The 15,340-nt window shown below is 73.0% G+C and carries 12 protein-coding genes; 7 read left to right on the forward strand and 5 right to left on the reverse strand.

The features are described from left to right. Nucleotides 1–32 precede the first annotated feature (32 nt). The 5 genes from AC0KTA_RS33805 (at nt 33) to AC0KTA_RS33825 (ending at nt 7,411) form a co-directional block, all read left to right on the forward strand. Entirely contained in the window at nt 33–974 is a 942-nt protein-coding gene (locus tag AC0KTA_RS33805) for an NAD(P)-dependent oxidoreductase (RefSeq protein ID WP_481051992.1), read from the forward strand. A gap of 191 nt (nt 975–1,165) precedes the next feature. Continuing rightward, nucleotides 1,166–1,255 carry a K(+)-transporting ATPase subunit F gene (gene kdpF / locus AC0KTA_RS33810; RefSeq protein ID WP_106968048.1) on the forward strand — a complete coding sequence of 30 codons (90 nt, stop codon included), beginning with the start codon at nt 1,166–1,168 and terminating at the stop codon, nt 1,253–1,255. 10 nt (nt 1,256–1,265) lie between these two features. Continuing rightward, entirely contained in the window at nt 1,266–3,818 is a 2,553-nt protein-coding gene (locus AC0KTA_RS33815) for an ATP-binding protein (protein ID WP_481051993.1), read from the forward strand. A gap of 47 nt (nt 3,819–3,865) precedes the next feature. Then, nucleotides 3,866–6,421 (forward strand): DUF4118 domain-containing protein, encoded by a 2,556-nt coding sequence (locus AC0KTA_RS33820; RefSeq protein ID WP_481051994.1) that lies wholly within the window; start codon nt 3,866–3,868, stop codon nt 6,419–6,421. Nucleotides 6,422–6,556: 135 nt separating this feature from the next. Further along, entirely contained in the window at nt 6,557–7,411 is an 855-nt protein-coding gene (locus AC0KTA_RS33825) for a trimeric intracellular cation channel family protein (RefSeq protein WP_481051995.1), read from the forward strand. A 51-nt stretch (nt 7,412–7,462) separates the two neighbouring features. Here AC0KTA_RS33825 and AC0KTA_RS33830 read toward each other — a convergent pair whose 3' ends face one another. From AC0KTA_RS33830 to AC0KTA_RS33845, 4 genes are all read right to left on the reverse strand, one after another. Next, nucleotides 7,463–8,035 carry a putative glycolipid-binding domain-containing protein gene (locus AC0KTA_RS33830; protein WP_481051996.1) on the reverse strand — a complete coding sequence of 191 codons (573 nt, stop codon included), beginning with the start codon at nt 8,033–8,035 and terminating at the stop codon, nt 7,463–7,465. A 73-nt stretch (nt 8,036–8,108) separates the two neighbouring features. Beyond that, nucleotides 8,109–10,580, reverse strand: a complete 2,472-nt coding sequence (locus AC0KTA_RS33835; RefSeq protein ID WP_481051997.1) for a polysaccharide lyase 8 family protein — start codon at nt 10,578–10,580, stop codon at nt 8,109–8,111. Nucleotides 10,581–10,709: 129 nt separating this feature from the next. After that, the gene (locus tag AC0KTA_RS33840; protein WP_481051998.1) at nt 10,710–11,603 is read right to left on the reverse strand and encodes a slipin family protein; all 894 of its coding nucleotides are present in this window, start codon (nt 11,601–11,603) and stop codon (nt 10,710–10,712) included. 92 nt (nt 11,604–11,695) lie between these two features. Beyond that, nucleotides 11,696–12,571: a hypothetical protein gene (locus AC0KTA_RS33845; protein ID WP_481051999.1), complete on the reverse strand. Its 876-nt coding sequence runs from the start codon at nt 12,569–12,571 to the stop codon at nt 11,696–11,698. 127 nt (nt 12,572–12,698) lie between these two features. On the opposite strand from AC0KTA_RS33845, the gene AC0KTA_RS33850 reads away from it, so the two are divergent. Further along, nucleotides 12,699–13,448, forward strand: a complete 750-nt coding sequence (locus AC0KTA_RS33850; protein WP_481052000.1) for a class I SAM-dependent methyltransferase — start codon at nt 12,699–12,701, stop codon at nt 13,446–13,448. Between the two features lie 15 nt (nt 13,449–13,463). Here the strand turns inward: AC0KTA_RS33850 and AC0KTA_RS33855 are convergent, their stop codons facing one another. Continuing rightward, the gene (locus AC0KTA_RS33855; RefSeq protein WP_481052001.1) at nt 13,464–14,414 is read right to left on the reverse strand and encodes a GlxA family transcriptional regulator; all 951 of its coding nucleotides are present in this window, start codon (nt 14,412–14,414) and stop codon (nt 13,464–13,466) included. Nucleotides 14,415–14,676: 262 nt separating this feature from the next. Between AC0KTA_RS33855 and AC0KTA_RS33860 the strand changes: the two genes are divergently transcribed. Then, nucleotides 14,677–15,330 carry a DJ-1/PfpI family protein gene (locus tag AC0KTA_RS33860; protein WP_481052002.1) on the forward strand — a complete coding sequence of 218 codons (654 nt, stop codon included), beginning with the start codon at nt 14,677–14,679 and terminating at the stop codon, nt 15,328–15,330. Nucleotides 15,331–15,340: the final 10 nt, after the last annotated feature.

The raw sequence follows: 15,340 nt of genomic DNA on the forward strand, positions 1-15,340 counted from the left end.
CCGCCCGGCACCGCACCCACCGGAGGCACACCATGAGCGAGACCCGGAACCGGACCGCGAACGACCAGGCCACCGCCACCCCCGAACCCACCACCCCCGAACCCACCACCGCCCCCGAACCCACGACCGTCACCGTCGTCGGCCTCGGCAACCTCGGCCAGGTCCTCGCCCGCACCTTCCTCGACCAGGGCCACAAGGTCACCGTCTGGAACCGCTCGCAGAACAAGGCGGACGAACTGGTCGCCCGGGGCGCCACCCTGGCGGCCACCCCGGCCGAGGCCGTCGCGGCGAGCGACCTCGTCGTCATCTGCGTACTCGACTACACGACCGTCCGTGACCTGCTCACGCCCGCCGCGGACGCCCTCGCGGGCCGCGTCGTCGTCAACGTCACCTCCGGCATCCCGGAGGCCGCCCGCGAACTCGGCACCTGGGTCACCGGGCAGGGCGCCGCGTACGTGGACGGCGCCGTCTACGCCATCCCGCAGACCATCGGAACGCCGGAGGCCTTCGTCCTCTACAGCGGTGACGAGGACGCCTTCGCGCGGTACCGGACGCTGCTGGAGACGCTGGGCGGAGCGGAGTTCGTCGGTTCCGAGGCGGGGCTCGCGGCGGTGTACGACGTGGCGCTGCTCAGCGGCATGTACGGCATGTTCGCCGGGTTCTTCCAGACGGTGGCCGTCGGCGGCTCCGCCGGGATCGACGCGGCGCGGGTCACCGAACTCCTCGTCCGCTGGCTCAAGGAGGCGATCGGCGCGCTGCCCGGCTTCGCCGCCGAGATCGACTCCGGGGACTACCGCACGGAGACGTCCAACATGGACATCAACGCCGTCGGACTTGCCCACATCCTGACCGCGACCCGGGGGCAGGGCGTCGGCGTCGACCTGCTCGCCCCGCTGCACGCCCTGTTCGAGCAGCAGGTGTCCGAGGGGCACGGGGCGGAGAGCCTGTCCCGCACGATCGAGTCCTTGCGTTAGCCGTTGGACCGGTACCGGCGGCGGGCGGGGGTCGCCGGCCCGCGTGACGTCAAGGCAGTGTCAACGTCCTGGTGAGAGCTGCCAAGGATGTGTCAAGGGGCATGTCCGCTTTCCCCGTGAGCGGCTTCGGTGGGGGAGTCACCAAGCGGCTTCGCAAGGAAGTCACCCGGCACGCCAAGGAGTTGAGGACCGTGAGCGCTGAGAATGTGGTGGGTCTCCTCGTCGCCGTCAGCCTGGTCGGATACCTCGTCCTCGCACGGCTCTTCCCGGAGAGGTTCTGACACCGGCGCGATGACGGACGTACGACCCGGACAACTGAAGGTCTTCCTCGGCGCGGCACCGGGGGTCGGCAAGACCTGCCGCATGCTCGACGAAGGACGGCGAAGGGCCGCGCGCGGCGCCGACGTCGTCGTGGGCTTCGTGGAGTGCCACCGGCGTCCGCACACGGAAGCCGCGTTCGAGGAGGCGAGGGCCGGCGGTCTCGAGGTCGTGGAGCGGGCCCGCTGCTCCTACCGCGGCGGCGAGTTCACCGAGCTCGACCTGGACGCCCTGCTGGCCCGGCGTCCGCAGGTCGCGCTGGTCGACGACCTCGCCCACACCAACGTCCCGGGCGAGGGCCGCAACCCCAAGCGCTGGCAGGACATCGACCGGCTGCTCACGGCCGGGATCGACGTCGTCACCACGGTCAACATCCAGCAGATGGAGTCCCTCAAGGACGTCGTCGAGAAGATCACCAAGGTGCCGCAGGCCGAGACCGTCCCCGACGACGTCGTGCGCCGCGCCCACCAGATCGAACTCGTCGATGTCGCCCCCGAGTCGCTGCGCCGCCGGATGGCGCACGGCAACATCCACGCGCCGGAGAAGGTCGACGCGGCCCTCGCCAACTACTTCCGCACCGGCAACCTCACGGCCCTGCGCCAGCTCGCCCTGCTCTGGGTGGCCGACCGCGTCGACGAGGCCCTCCAGGCCTACCGCGTCGAGCACGGCATCGGCGGCGTGTGGGAGATCCGCGAGCGCGTCGTCGTCGGCCTCACCGGCGGCCCCGAGGGCGACACGCTGATCCGCCGCGCCGCCCGCATAGCCGACCGCTCCGTGGGCGGTGAGCTCCTCGCCGTGCACATCGCGCGCAGCGACGGGCTCGCCGCCGGCACCTCGCACGCCTCCCTGACCCGGCAGCGCAGGCTCGTGGAGGACCTGGGCGGCAGTTACCACTCGGTCGTCGGCGACGACATCGCGACCGCCCTCGTGGAGTTCGCGCGCGCCGAGAACGCCACCCAGCTCGTCCTCGGCTCCAGCCGCCGCGGCCGCTTCGAGCGGTTCCTCACCGGGCGCGGCACGGGCGAGACCGCCGTCGCGCTCTCCGGTGACATCGATGTCCACACCGTCACCCACGAACGCGCGGGCCGCGGCACGCTCCTGCCCTCCCGCAGACGGACGCTGTCGGGCCCGCGCCGCGTCGGGGGCCCCGTCGCCGGGCTGCTGCTGCCGATCGTGCTCACCTTCCTGCTCGACCTGGACGTGGCCCGCGGGCACCTGAACCTCACCAGCGTGGCGCTGCTGTTCCTGCTCGCCGTGGTGGGCGTGGCCTGCATCGGCGGCGTGCTGTCCGCGGTGGTGGCGTCCGTGACCGCGTCGCTGCTGCTCAACTACTGGTTCATGCCTCCCATCGGGCACTTCACGCTCGCCGATCCGAACAGCATGCTCGCGCTCGTGGTGTTCGCGATCGTCGCCGCCACCGTCGCCGCCGTGGTCGACCGGTCGCTGCGCCTGTCCCGCCGCTCCGCGCGCGCCACCGCCGAGGCGGAGACGATGTCGTCGCTCGCGGGCACCATCGTGCGCGGCGGGCAGCCGATCCCCGCCCTGCTCGAACGCGCCCGTGAGGCCTTCGGCGTGGATGCCGCCGAGCTGGTGGAGCAGCCGCCCGACACCGAAGGCACCGCGGCCGCCCTGGTGACCGCCGTGCCCGCCGGCACCGACGCCTATCTCGTGCTGCGCGGCCGCACCCTGCCCTCCGCCGACCGCCGGGTCCTCGCCGCGTTCGCCGCGCACGTGGGCGCCGCCGTCGAGCGGGCCCGGCTCGCCGAGGCCGCCGCCGAGGTGGAGCCCGTGAAGGCCGCCGACCGGATGCGCACCGCGCTGCTGCGGGCCGTCGGCCACGACCTGCGCACCCCGCTGGCCGCCGCGCTCGCCGCGATCGGCTCGCTGCGCAGCCGCGACCTGGACTTCTCCGCGCAGGACCGCGAGGAACTCCTCGCCACCGCCGACGAGTCCATGACCAAGCTGAACCGTCTCGTCGACAACCTGCTCGACATGAGCCGTCTCCAGGCGGGCGCCCTCAAGCTCGAACTGCGCGACACCGCCCTTGAGGAGGTGCTGCCGACCGCACTCGACTCGCTGCCCGTCGCGTGCCCGGTCGAGACGGGCAGCCTGGAGGAGATCCCCGCCGTCCTCGCCGACCCGCCGCTCCTGGAGCGGGTGATCGCCAATCTCGTCGGCAACGCCGCCCGCCACACCCCGCCCGGCGGGAAGGTCCTGGTCACCGCGAGCGTCTTGGCGGGCCGCGTCGAACTGCGCGTCGTCGACCGGGGCCCCGGCCTCCCGGCGGCCGACCGCGACCGGGTGTTCGAGCCCTTCCAGCGGCTCGGCGACACCGACAACACGACGGGGCTCGGGCTCGGCCTCGCCCTGTCGAGGGGCCTCGCCGAGGCGATGGACGGCACCCTCACACCCGAGGACACGCCAGGTGGCGGCCTCACCATGGTGCTTTCGCTGCCCTTCGCGGAACGGGTGCGGGAAGTGAACGGTGCGGGCGGATCCGGCGTCTGGCATGCTGAGTGCCTTTGATTTGATCGAGGGCGCGTCCCCCGCACCTGAGCGCAGAAACGAGATTCATGGCACGCGGCAAGCTTCGGATCTATCTGGGGGCGGCACCCGGCGTCGGCAAGACGTACGCGATGCTGTCCGAGGCCCACCGTCGTATCGAGCGCGGCACGGACTGCGTCGTGGCCTTCGTGGAGCATCACGACCGTCCGCGTACGGAAGTGATGCTGCACGGCCTCGAACTGCTGCCGCGCAAGGAACTGGAGTACCGGGACGCCACGTTCACGGAGATGGACGTGGACGCCGTCCTGCAGCGCGCCCCGGCCGTCGCGCTGGTGGACGAGCTGGCGCACACGAACATCCCCGGCTCGCGCAACGCCAAGCGCTGGCAGGACGTCGAGGAGCTGCTCGCGGCCGGCATCGACGTGATCTCCACCGTCAACATCCAGCACCTCGAGTCGCTGGGCGACGTCGTCGAGAACATCACCGGCGTCCGGCAGCGCGAGGCCGTCCCGGACGAGGTCGTGCGCCGCGCGGACCAGATCGAACTGGTCGACATGTCGCCCCAGGCGCTGCGCCGCCGGATGGCACACGGCAACATCTATAAGGCCGACAAGGTCGACGCGGCCCTGTCGAACTACTTCCGCCCCGGCAACCTGACCGCCCTGCGCGAGCTGGCGCTGCTGTGGGTGGCCGACCGGGTCGACGAATATCTTCAGCAGTACCGGGGCGAGCACAACATCCGCTCCACCTGGCAGGCCCGCGAACGCATCGTCGTCGGCCTCACCGGCGGCCCCGAGGGCCGCACGCTGCTGCGCCGGGCCGCCCGGCTCGCCGAGAAGGGCGCGGGCGGCGAGGTGCTCGCCGTCTACATCGCCCGCAGCGACGGCCTCACCGCGGCCTCGCCCAAGGAACTCGCCGTCCAGCGCACCCTCGTCGAGGACCTCGGCGGCTCCTTCCACCAGGTCATAGGGGAGGACATCACCGCCGCGCTCCTGGAGTTCGCGCGCGGCGTCAACGCCACCCAGATCGTCCTCGGCGTCTCCCGGCGCAAGTCCTGGCAGTACGTCTTCGGGCCCGGCGTCAGCGCCACCGTCGCCCGCGAGTCGGGGCCCGACCTCGACGTCCACCTGGTCACGCACGACGAGGCGGGCAAGGGGCGCAGCCTGTCGCCCACCCCGCGCGCCACCCGGCTCGGCCGCAGGCGGCTCATCTGGGGCTGGCTGGTCGGCATGGGCGGGCCGATCCTGCTCGCCCTGCTGCTGCGCGGCTTCGCGCCGCACCTCGGCCTCGCCAACGACATGCTGCTGTTCCTGACGCTGACCGTGGCGGCGGCCCTGCTCGGCGGACTGCTGCCGGCGCTCGCGTCGGCGCTGTTCGGCTCCCTGCTCCTGAACTACTACTTCACCCCACCCGTCCACCACGTCCTGATCTCCAATCCGAAGAACATCGTCGCGCTGGTGATCTTCATAGTGGTGGCCCTGTCCGTGGCGTCGGTCGTGGACCTGGCGGCCCGCCGCACCCATCAGGCCGCGCGGCTGCGCGCCGAGTCGGAGATCCTGTCCTATCTGGCGGGCAGCGTGCTGCGCGGCGAGAACAGCCTGGAGTCCCTCCTGGAGACCGTGCGCGAGACCTTCGCCATGGAGTCCGTCGCCCTCCTGGAGCGCGAGAGCGACATCTCCCTGTGGACCTGCGCGGCGAGCGTCGGGACCCACCCGCACGTCGGCCGCCCCGAGGACGCCGACGTCGACATGCCCGTCGGCGACTACATGGCCCTCGCCCTGACCGGCCGCGTGCTGCCCGCCGAGGACCGCCGCGTGCTCGGCGCGTTCGCCGCGCAGGCCGCCGTCGTCCTGGACCGCCAGCGCCTGCAGTCCCAGGCGGCGGAAGCCCGCACCCTCGCCGAGGGCAACCGCATCCGCACCGCCCTGCTGGCCGCCGTCAGCCACGACCTGCGCACCCCGCTCGCCGGCATCAAGGCGTCCGTCTCCAGCCTCCGCTCGGACGACATCGAGTGGTCCGAGGAGGACCAGGCCGAACTCCTCGCCGCCATCGAGGCCGGCGCCGACCGCCTCGACCACCTCGTGGGCAACCTCCTGGACATGTCACGCCTGCAGACCCACACCGTGATGCCCATGGTCCGCGAGATCGACCTCGACGAGGTCGTCCCGCTCGCCCTCGAAGGCATGGCCACGCCCGCCGACAACGTCGTGCTCGACATCCCCGAGGAACTGCCGATGGTGGCCGCCGACAAGGGCCTCCTGGAGCGGGCCGTCGCCAACGTCATCGAGAACGCCCTCAAATACAGCCCCGACGACAAGCCCGTCCTCGTCTCCGCCAGCACCATGACCGACCAGGTGCAGCTCCGCGTCGTGGACCGCGGCCCGGGAGTGCCCGAGGAGGCCAAGGAACGCATCTTCGAGCCCTTCCAGCGGTACGGCGACGCGCCGCGCGGCGCCGGGGTGGGCCTCGGCCTCGCGGTGGCCCGCGGCTTCACCGAGGCGATGGGCGGCACCCTCGCCGCCGAGGACACCCCCGGCGGCGGGCTCACCATGGTCCTCGCGCTGCGGCTGGTCCCCGGTCGCCCCCGGACGAGCCCGGACCTGCCGACGGCCGCCACGTCCTGAGCCCGCCCGGGCCCGGGGCCCGAACGCGGCGTCCGGACCGCCTCCGGTCGCCGCCCGCCGCCCGGTGACGTACGAAACGTAGAGACGTACGAAAACGCAGAGACGTACGGAACGCGGGCCGGGAGGCGGGCGGTGATGGCCGAGCTGCTGACGCCGCACGGCGTGGCCCTGGCCACGCGCGGGCTCGATCTCGCCGGGGTCTTCGCCGCCGCGCTGCAGGGCGGCGCCATCGCCCGCACCGAACGCCTCGACCTGTTCGGCTTCGTCGCGGTCGGCGTGGTGTCCGGGCTCGGCGGCGGCCTCATCCGCGACACGCTGCTCCAGCACGGGACGCCGGTGGCGCTCACCGACGTCTTCTATCTGCCGACCGCGCTCGCCGGCGCGTTCATCGCCTTCGTGATCAGCATCGGCCAGGACGCCTGGGACCGGCTGTTCACCGCCCTGGACGCCGCGGTCATCGGCTTCTGGGCGGTCGCCGGGGCGCAGAAGACCCTCGCGGCGGGGCTCGGCTGGCTGCCCGCGCTGCTGCTCGGCACCACCACGGCCGTCGGCGGCGGGGCGCTGCGCGACATGATGCTGCGCCGCGTCCCCGCGGTGCTCGGCGGCAACGCGCTGTACGCGTCCGTGGCGGTGGTCGCCGCCGCGATCACCGTCGTGTGCAGCTACGCCGAGCAGCCCACCCTCGGCATCGTGCTCGGCGTCGCCGCGGCTCTCGCCCTGCGGCTCACCGCGTACAAGCGCGGCTGGGGGCTGCCGAGCGGCCTCGACTGGCAGCCCCGTACGCGTTTCGCGGGCGCGCTGCGGCGCAGGCGGCGCGGCGAACCCAGGGTCGCGGAGCGCTCGGAGAAGGCCCGGGGCGAGGGCGCGGCCCGACGGCTGCGGTTCCGCGGCGCCCACCCCGCGCCGGGCACCCTGCGCAGGAAGTCCGCCCCCGCGCACCCGCACGACACCGACGGCGACAGCACACCACGCCGTCCGGCGGTGAAGTAGTCCGCGCGTGCCTCACCCGGTTGGCCGAACACACCCCGGCAGTGTGGGCCCTCAGCGCGCCAGGCGGTGCGCGAGCCCCGGATAGTCGACGACGAAGCCGTCCCCGTCGAACGTCACGTCCCGCTGGAAGTCGCCGGACGTGAAGCGGACCCGCGCGCCGTGCACCGTGCGCTGGAGCGGCGCGTACCGCTGCCGGGAGGCGTGCACCGTCAGGTCCGGCACCGACACCCAGGCCATCAGGAACCGCCGCTCGCCGTCCGCCGCGGACCGGTGCAGGCCGTGCCGCAGCACCGGCATGGTGTTGGTCAGCGGACATAGCCCCAGGTCGCAGTCCAGCGCGCCGTCGAGCTCGGGCAGCGCCGAGCCGTCCGCGCTCCACCGCCCCGCGTCGTCGCGCACCAGCTCCAACTCCCGTACGCCGCCCGCGTCCTCGGCGGTGACGCGCAGCGCGCGCGTCACGAAGTCGGCGCCGGTGTCGAGTTCGTACGAGATCCAATAGGGATCGGGGGCCGTGCCGACGGCGCGGCCGTGGGCCCGCAGCGCGTCGCCGTCGAGCTCGGCCCAGGCCGTCTCGTATCCGGTGCTCTCCGTGACCTGCCAGGTGAGGACGCGCGAGATCGACATGGGCGGCACCTTAGCGGCGCGGGTGCGCCCTGACCGGCCGGGCCGCAGGGTGTTCACGCGTGTCGCAGGGTGTTCACGCGAGCCGCACAACAACTCTTTGGGTCGCGCCCCTCGTGGGGCCGAGGTCGCCGAACGTGAGTTTCAGGGACGCGCCCGTCGTGGCCGACGTGACGGTGGCGGGCTTGGCGGTGACCGCGGCGACCGGCCGGTTCCAGGTGACGGTGAGGCCCGGGCCCGCCGCGCGCGTCGGGTCGCTGACGCACACCACCGCCGTCCCGTCGGACCGCTCGCCGATCAGGACGGCGCAGGCGGCACTCGCGGTGAGCGCACCGGCCGTACCGCCCGTCCAGAAAGTCACGCCGGTGAAGCCGAGGGAGGGCACGCTGATGCCCTGCCGCGCACCGGAGTTGGCGAGGACCCGCAGCCAGCCGGTGGCCGCCGCGCGCTCGGCGGTGCGGGCCGCGCTCGCGCCGGGCAGCAGCATGTACGCGTACGTCGCGTCCGTGGGGTCGGTGCCGTGGTCCACGTACAGCGTGAGATAGGTGCGGGTCAGCGGGGTCGTGGCGCCGCCCTTGTTGATGTCGCTCCACTTGCCGGTGCGCTGCTCGCGCCGCGCGTCGACGGTGGCTCCGCCCGGGAAGACATAGCCGCCGTGGCCGCCGATGTGCGCCCACTTGGCGCCGGTGAGCCGCTGGGACCAGGGCGTGGTGGTGGGCTTGGTGACGCCGTCGGCCTGGAACGGGGCGCGTCCGTCCGGGCCCAGGTTGCGGTTCTCGACGGTCGTCTCCACGGGCGTCCCGTCCGCGCAGGTGATGCCCGCGCCCAGGCACACGATCGCGTCGTCCAGGCAGAACCACGCCTTGCGCGCCGACAGCGTGCTCTGCAGCCCCTTCAAGTGCTGCCCAAGGACGGCCCGTTGACCGTCGCTCGTCCCGCCCACCCAGCTCACGTCCGGCCGCGCCGCGCCCCAGTCGCCGCCCGCCCCGTCCGCGAGGACCTTGCGGGACGCGGTGATGCCGGGCAGCCGGTAGGGGTCGACGGTGGGCCAGAAGGCGTCGCTGTACTGCCCGTTGGCGTAGCTGTCGCCCCACCAGGCGAGCAGGCCCGAGCCGGTGTGCCAGCCGCGCAGATTCTCGCCGTTGCCGGTCTCGTAGTACGTGATGCGGGAGTCGGCCATGCTGATCGACGCGGCCCAGCCGGGGCGGCGGTGCGTGGCGCGCGCCATGTTGGTGAACAGGCGGTGGCCGGTCGGCTCCGGCACGGGCGTGACGGCGGCGTCGTCCTCGACGGCCTTGAGCCGGGCCAGCTGCGCCAGGCCGAGCTGCGGGTCCTTCAGTGGCGGGCTGTAGTAGTCGCGGCGCGTCCAGCCCTTCACCAGGCCGCGCCAGCGGGCGTTCTCGGCCGCGGACGCGCCCTGGCCGAGCAGCGCGATCGACGCCAGGATCGGATGGCCGCGCAGATGGTCGTCGGCCTGGATCCTCTTGGCGTCGGAGGCGGCGACACCGCGGCTGATGGCGCGCCCGGCGACGCAGTCCATGATCAGGCCGTTGTAGAGGAACGGCGCCCAGGCCTTCTCGACGGCGTCGAAGATGATCTGCTTCCCGCCGTCCGTCACCTCCCACTGCGACCCGTCGAGCAGCGCGAACAGCAGGCCGAGCCCGCCGAGCAGCACCGACCCGTACGAGCCCGTGTACGGCACGGTGGTGTGCTGGATGAACGAGCCGTCGGTGTACAGGCCGTCGCCGCTGGTCACGTACGGGAAGACGGGCGACAGGGCGTCCCGGGCCAGCGCGATCTTCGCCGCGTTCGCGCCGACGACGCCGCGCAGCGCCAGCACCCGGCACAGGTCGACGCGGTTGGCGCCGGTGCTGGTGCCGGTGTACCGGTCGACCGCCGAGTCCGGCACGAAGTGGTCGACGGCCGCGCAGTAGCGGGAGATCCGGTCGGCGGACAGCGCGTCGTACATCAGCACACAGACGTCGAGCAGCGCCTGCGGGGCGCCGATCTGCCAGCTCCACCAGTTGCCGAAGCGCGTCTGCCGCTCGTTGTAGACCTGCGCGTAGAGGTGGTCCAGGCCGGTCAGGACGGCGGCCTTGAGCGCGGCGTCGCCGGTCAGGCCGGTGCCCTGCTGGCTGTAGGCCTGCGCCATGGTGGCGAGGCGCGTGTAGCTGGTGACGATGTTCGCGGAGTAGCCGTACGACTCCTGGTCGGTGTCCGGTTCGGGGTCCGCGTACGAGGCGTCGGGCCACAGCGAGCCGGTCGCCGGGGACATGGAGGCCCTGAACTTCCCGGCCGTGGCGCCGAGTTCGACGAGCCGGCTCTTGAACGGCTCGGCGGTCGGGCTGAACCCCTCACCCAGGACGAGGGTGCGCCACTTGGCGCGCAGCGCGGCGTACGCGTCGGCGTCGGCGGCGGGGTCCGGTGCGGAGGAGTCCGGTGCAGCGGTGTCGCGCGCGGTGGCGGGCAGGGTGCCGGGTGCGGCGAGCGTGAACGCCGAGGTGCCGGTCGTCAGGAGGAAGGCGCGGCGGGGCCAGGGAGTGGGCATGCGGGGCTCCATGGGCAGGGGGAGGAGCGGGGGCACGTGCCGTGGCGAGGGCGACCGAGGCGCGGTAAGCGCTTTCTAGCATGTACGCGTCGAGAGACTCAATGGGCGTGACAGAAGTCGACCGTGAGGTCAGGTGCCGGGTGCGGTGCTGTCCTGTGCCTGGGCGTCGGGTGCCGTGGCCTCGGGTGCCGTGGCGTCGGACTGCGCAGCGGTTTCACCCTGCGGGGCGTCGGCCGGGGGCGTCGTCGTGAGCTGCGGCTGCTGGTTCGCGGCCCGTTCGAGGAAGCGCAGCAGCTCGACGGGGAAGGGCAGGACGAGCGTGGAGTTCTTCTCGGCGGCGACGGCCACGACGGTCTGCAGGAGCCGCAGTTGGAGGGCGGCGGGCTGCTGGGACATCTCCTTGGCGGCCTCGGAGAGCTTCTTGGACGCCTGGAGTTCGGCGTCGGCGTTGATGACGCGGGCGCGCCGCTCCCGGTCGGCCTCGGCCTGCCGTGCCATCGACCGCTTCATGGTCTCCGGCAGCGACACGTCCTTGATCTCGACGCGGTCGATCTGCACGCCCCAGCCGATGGCCGGGCTGTCGATCATCAGCTCCAGGCCCTGGTTGAGCTTCTCGCGGTTGGAGAGCAGATCGTCCAGGTCGCTCTTGCCGATGATGGACCGCAGCGAGGTCTGCGCCATCTGCGAGACCGCGAAGCGGTAGTCCTCGACCTGGATGACCGCGTCGGGCGCGTTGACGACCTTGAAGTACACGACGGCGTCGACGCGCACCGTGACGTTGTCCCGCGTGATGCCCTCCTGCGCGGGCACCGGCAGCGTCACGATCTGCATGTTGACCTTACGCATCCGGTCCACGACCGGCACGATCATGGTGAACCCGGGCTGGCGCGCGGCACCGGAGAGACGGCCGAGCCGGAAGACGACACCGCGTTCGTACTGCTTGACGACGCGGGCAGCCGACGCCACGTACACCAGACCCGCGGAGAGCGTCGCCACGCCCGCCGCAAGGAGCTCCTCCACCATGACGACCCCCTGTCGCTCCGAGTCGCCCGTCCATCAACGATACGCCCGGGCGCGGGGCGGGGCGAGCCCCTGGGAGCGGGTCAGGAAGCGGGTCAGGGGGCGGGCCGGACGGGGCGCGGCCGGGACTCGTACAGGCGCGTGTGGTAGCGGCCCGCGGCTTCGAGGCCGGCGGGGTCGAGACCCAGCGCGCGCACCCGCTCGACGACGTCGCGCTGCTCGTCGGGGCTGGTGAACAGGCGCTGCGGATAGGTGTGCGCGGGGTCGAACCCGGTGTCCAGGTCGTGCGCGGCGAGGCTCTGGGCGATGCGGTCGTAGGGGACGGTGCGCAGGACGAACGCACTGACCCACAGGGGGAGTCGGACGCAGCCGAGCAGGGCGTCGAAGGTGCGGTGCGTGACGTAGCCGATGCCGCCGGTGACGGTGATCAGGCCGACGCCGGACAGGGCACGGGCGAGGCCGTGGCTGGGCGGTACGCGTTCCAGGTTCTCCGCGTACGCCTCGTCGAGCAGGCCGACGGCCAGGGCGTAGGCGGTGGCGTTGGCGGCGGTGTCCACGCCGACCATGCGCACCGCGTCCGGGCGGCGGCGCGCGGCGTAGAACTCCTTGTCCAGGTCGACTAGTTCACTCGTGGTGAGCTCCGTCGTCGCGTCCCCGGCGTAGTGCGCGTACAGGTCGGCGAGCGTTAGATCGTGGTTGAGCAGGGCGGCGTTGATGCCGTACGAGCAGCACAGGTCGAGCACCGTGAAACCGTCACCGCCGTCCGGTCCTGGCGGAGCGCTCTCGCGCCGTGCCGCGAGCGTCCGGCGGAAGACGCCCTGGGCGTGGTGCGGGATCTCGTACTCGTACGGGGCGAGGCGGCGGAAGTACGGCCGCGGGTCGGGCAGGTCGTAGATGTCGTCGAACCGCGTCTTGCCCGCGATGGAGTCCGCCTCGGGGTCAGGTGTGTCGGGACGGCTGCGTGCGCACATGGGCATACCTCCGTGAAATGGGTTCGGGTGTGTGGCAGCTGAAGCTGTACCCGACGCCTCATGGGCCCGGAAGTCCGCGAGGCGCTTCCTGGCCACCCTGGCCACAGGGACTCATTAGGCTGTGCCGGTGTTCACCTCCCAGGGCCCCTCGCTCCGCGAACTGGCCGTGCAAGCGCTGTCCTCCACCGAGCACGGCTACGACCTGCTGGCTCCCAAGTTCGACCACACGCCCTTCCGTACGCCCGAGCGCATCCTCGACGCGTGTGCCGAGGCCCTGCGTCCACTTGGCCCGTTCGCGGCGGGTCTCGACGTGTGCTGCGGCACCGGCGCGGGCGTGGACGTCCTGCGGCCGATGTGCCGGGAGCATGTGACCGGCGTCGACTTCAGCGCCGGGATGCTGGCCGAGGCGCGCGCCGCGGTGACCCCGGGCGACGGGTCCGGGGGCACGGGGCCGGTGATCCACTGGGTGCGGGCCGACGCCCGCGCGCTGCCCTTCGCCGAGGGCTTCGACGTGGCCGTGAGCTTCGGGGCGTTCGGACACTTCCTGCCCGCCGAGCGGCCCGGCCTGTTCGGCCAGGTGCACCGGGCGCTGCGCCCCGGCGGCCTGTTCGCCTTTCCCATCGGCGCACCACAGCCACTCACGTCACCATGGTACTGGGCCATGCTCGGCTTCGACGGGGCGATGCGGGCGCGCAACCTGCTGTGGCGGCCGCGCTTCGTCATGTACTACCGCACGTTCGCCCTGGCCGCGGTGCGGGACGACCTGGAGCGGGCCGGGTTCGACGTGGAGTTGCGGCCGCTGGAGGAGTTCGGCCGCCGGGACGACGGCTCCCCGCACTGGCGGCTCGTGGTGGCGCGCAAGCGGGCCGAGGGGTAACAGCGGCGGCGGCCGTCACCTGGGTGCGCTGCTGAACGCCCGCCGGTACGCCTGCGGGCTGACCCCCGCGACCCGCTTGAAGCGGTCCCGGAACGCCGTCGGCGAGCCGAAGCCGACCTGCGCGGCGATGCGCTCCACCGGGTGCTCGGTGGTCTCCAGGAGGTGCTGGGCCTGGCGGACCCGCGCGCGGTGCAGCCACTGCAGCGGTGTCGTGCCGGTCTGCTCGCGGAACCGGCGCAGCAGGGTGCGGCTGCTCAGGCCCGCGTGCGCGGCGATGTCGTCGAGGGTGAGCTCGCGCGCCGCGTTCTCCTCCAGCCAGCGAAGGAGCGGTTCGAGCGCACGGCCGCGCGGGTGCGCCGGGGGCTGGTTGACGATGAACTGGGCCTGCCCGCCCTCCCGTTCGAGCGGCATCACCGAGAGCCGCGCGGCGTCGGCGGCGACCGCCGAGCCGTAGTCGCGCCGGATCATGTGCAGGCTCAGGTCCATGCCGGCGGCGGCGCCCGCGGACGTGAGGATCTGGCCGTTGTCGACGTAGAGCACGTCCGGGTCGACGTCGATGTCCGGGTAGGCCGCCGCCAGGTGGTCCGTCGCGAACCAGTGCGTGGTGGCGCGCAGGCCCGTGAGCAGCCCGGCCTGCGCGAGGACGAAGGTGCCCACGCAGATGGAGGCGATGCGGGTACCGGAGGCGGCGGCCTCGCGCAGCGCGGCCAGGGTCTTCTCCGGCACCGGCGCGGACGGGTCGTGGGTGCCCGGCACGATGATCGTGTCCGCGTCCACGAGACCGCTCAGGTCGTGGTGCGCCCGCAGCGCGAACGTGCCCGCGTCGACCTCGGGCTCGGCCGCGCACACCCGCACCCGGTAGCCCGGCCGCTCACCGGGCAGCCGGGTCCTGTTGAACACGTCCAGGGGCATCGCCAGGTCGGACGGGATGACGTCGTCGAGCGCCAGGACGGCCACGGTGTGCATGGCGGCAACGTACGTCACCGCCGTCATCCCGCCAAGTGCGCTGTACGTGCCCTGAGCGCCGCCCGCCTCCGGGACCAGGCGGCTTCCGGAGCCGACGGCCTCGTACGACAGCGTGGCGATTTTCCGTTGAAAGCTGTCATTGCAGCCACTGTCCGGGTCGTGATCGCGCTGGCTAGCCTCGGCGCCGGGAAAGCGGACCGGAGCCCTGCGCCGCCAGGGCCACCTCGGCCGCCACGGCCACCACCAGGAAACGGAACCCCGCATGCACGCTCAGGTAGTTCTCTTCGACGGCTTCGACCCCCTCGACGTCCTCGGTCCGCTGGAGGTCCTGTACGCCGGAGGCATCGCGACGGACGGCGGCATCACCGTCGAGCTGGTCTCGGCGGAAGGCGCCCGGGACGTGCCGAGCGGCCTGGAGCTCGTGACCCTCAGGGCCACGGCACGCCTTGACCCGGGGCGCGCGGGCCTGATCCTGGTGCCGGGCGCGGCGGGGCCCACCGAGCAGCGCGACCCCGAGGACGACAGCATCCCCTCCCGCCTCGCCCGCACCCAGCGCACCGCGCTGCCCGCGCTCCTGGCGGAGGCCATGGCGCACCCCGGCTCGACCATGACGTCCGTGTGCGGCGGCTCCCTGGTCCTGGCGCTGTCCGGGCTGCTCAAGGGCAGGCACGCCACCGGTCACCACGAGGCGCTGGACGCTCTGTGGGGCCTCGGGGTGTCCGTCGTGCGGGCCCGCGTCGTCGACGACGGCGACCTGGTCACCGGCGCCGGGGTGACCTCGGGGGTCGACCTCGGACTGCACCTCCTGGAGCGGGAGTTCGGGCCGCGCGTCGCGCACGCCGTCGAGGAGGTGTTCGCGCACGAGCGGCGCGGGGTGGTGTGGAGCGCCACCGGGACGGAACCCGCACCGATCTGACCCGACCCGC

The sequence above is a fragment of the Streptomyces sp. Y309 genome (assembly GCF_056712025.1).

Excerpts from the sequence above, each read along its gene's own strand:
- AC0KTA_RS33805 (WP_481051992.1), top strand. The coding sequence starts at position 33 with ATGAGCGAGACCCGGAACCGGACCGCGAACGACCAGGCCACCGCCACC.
- AC0KTA_RS33815 (WP_481051993.1), top strand. The coding sequence starts at position 1,266 with ATGACGGACGTACGACCCGGACAACTGAAGGTCTTCCTCGGCGCGGCA.
- AC0KTA_RS33820 (WP_481051994.1), top strand. The coding sequence starts at position 3,866 with ATGGCACGCGGCAAGCTTCGGATCTATCTGGGGGCGGCACCCGGCGTC.
- AC0KTA_RS33825 (WP_481051995.1), top strand. The coding sequence starts at position 6,557 with ATGGCCGAGCTGCTGACGCCGCACGGCGTGGCCCTGGCCACGCGCGGG.
- AC0KTA_RS33830 (WP_481051996.1), bottom strand. The coding sequence starts at position 8,035 with ATGTCGATCTCGCGCGTCCTCACCTGGCAGGTCACGGAGAGCACCGGA.
- AC0KTA_RS33835 (WP_481051997.1), bottom strand. The coding sequence starts at position 10,580 with ATGCCCACTCCCTGGCCCCGCCGCGCCTTCCTCCTGACGACCGGCACC.
- AC0KTA_RS33840 (WP_481051998.1), bottom strand. The coding sequence starts at position 11,603 with ATGGTGGAGGAGCTCCTTGCGGCGGGCGTGGCGACGCTCTCCGCGGGT.
- AC0KTA_RS33845 (WP_481051999.1), bottom strand. The coding sequence starts at position 12,571 with ATGTGCGCACGCAGCCGTCCCGACACACCTGACCCCGAGGCGGACTCC.
- AC0KTA_RS33855 (WP_481052001.1), bottom strand. The coding sequence starts at position 14,414 with ATGCACACCGTGGCCGTCCTGGCGCTCGACGACGTCATCCCGTCCGAC.
- AC0KTA_RS33860 (WP_481052002.1), top strand. The coding sequence starts at position 14,677 with ATGCACGCTCAGGTAGTTCTCTTCGACGGCTTCGACCCCCTCGACGTC.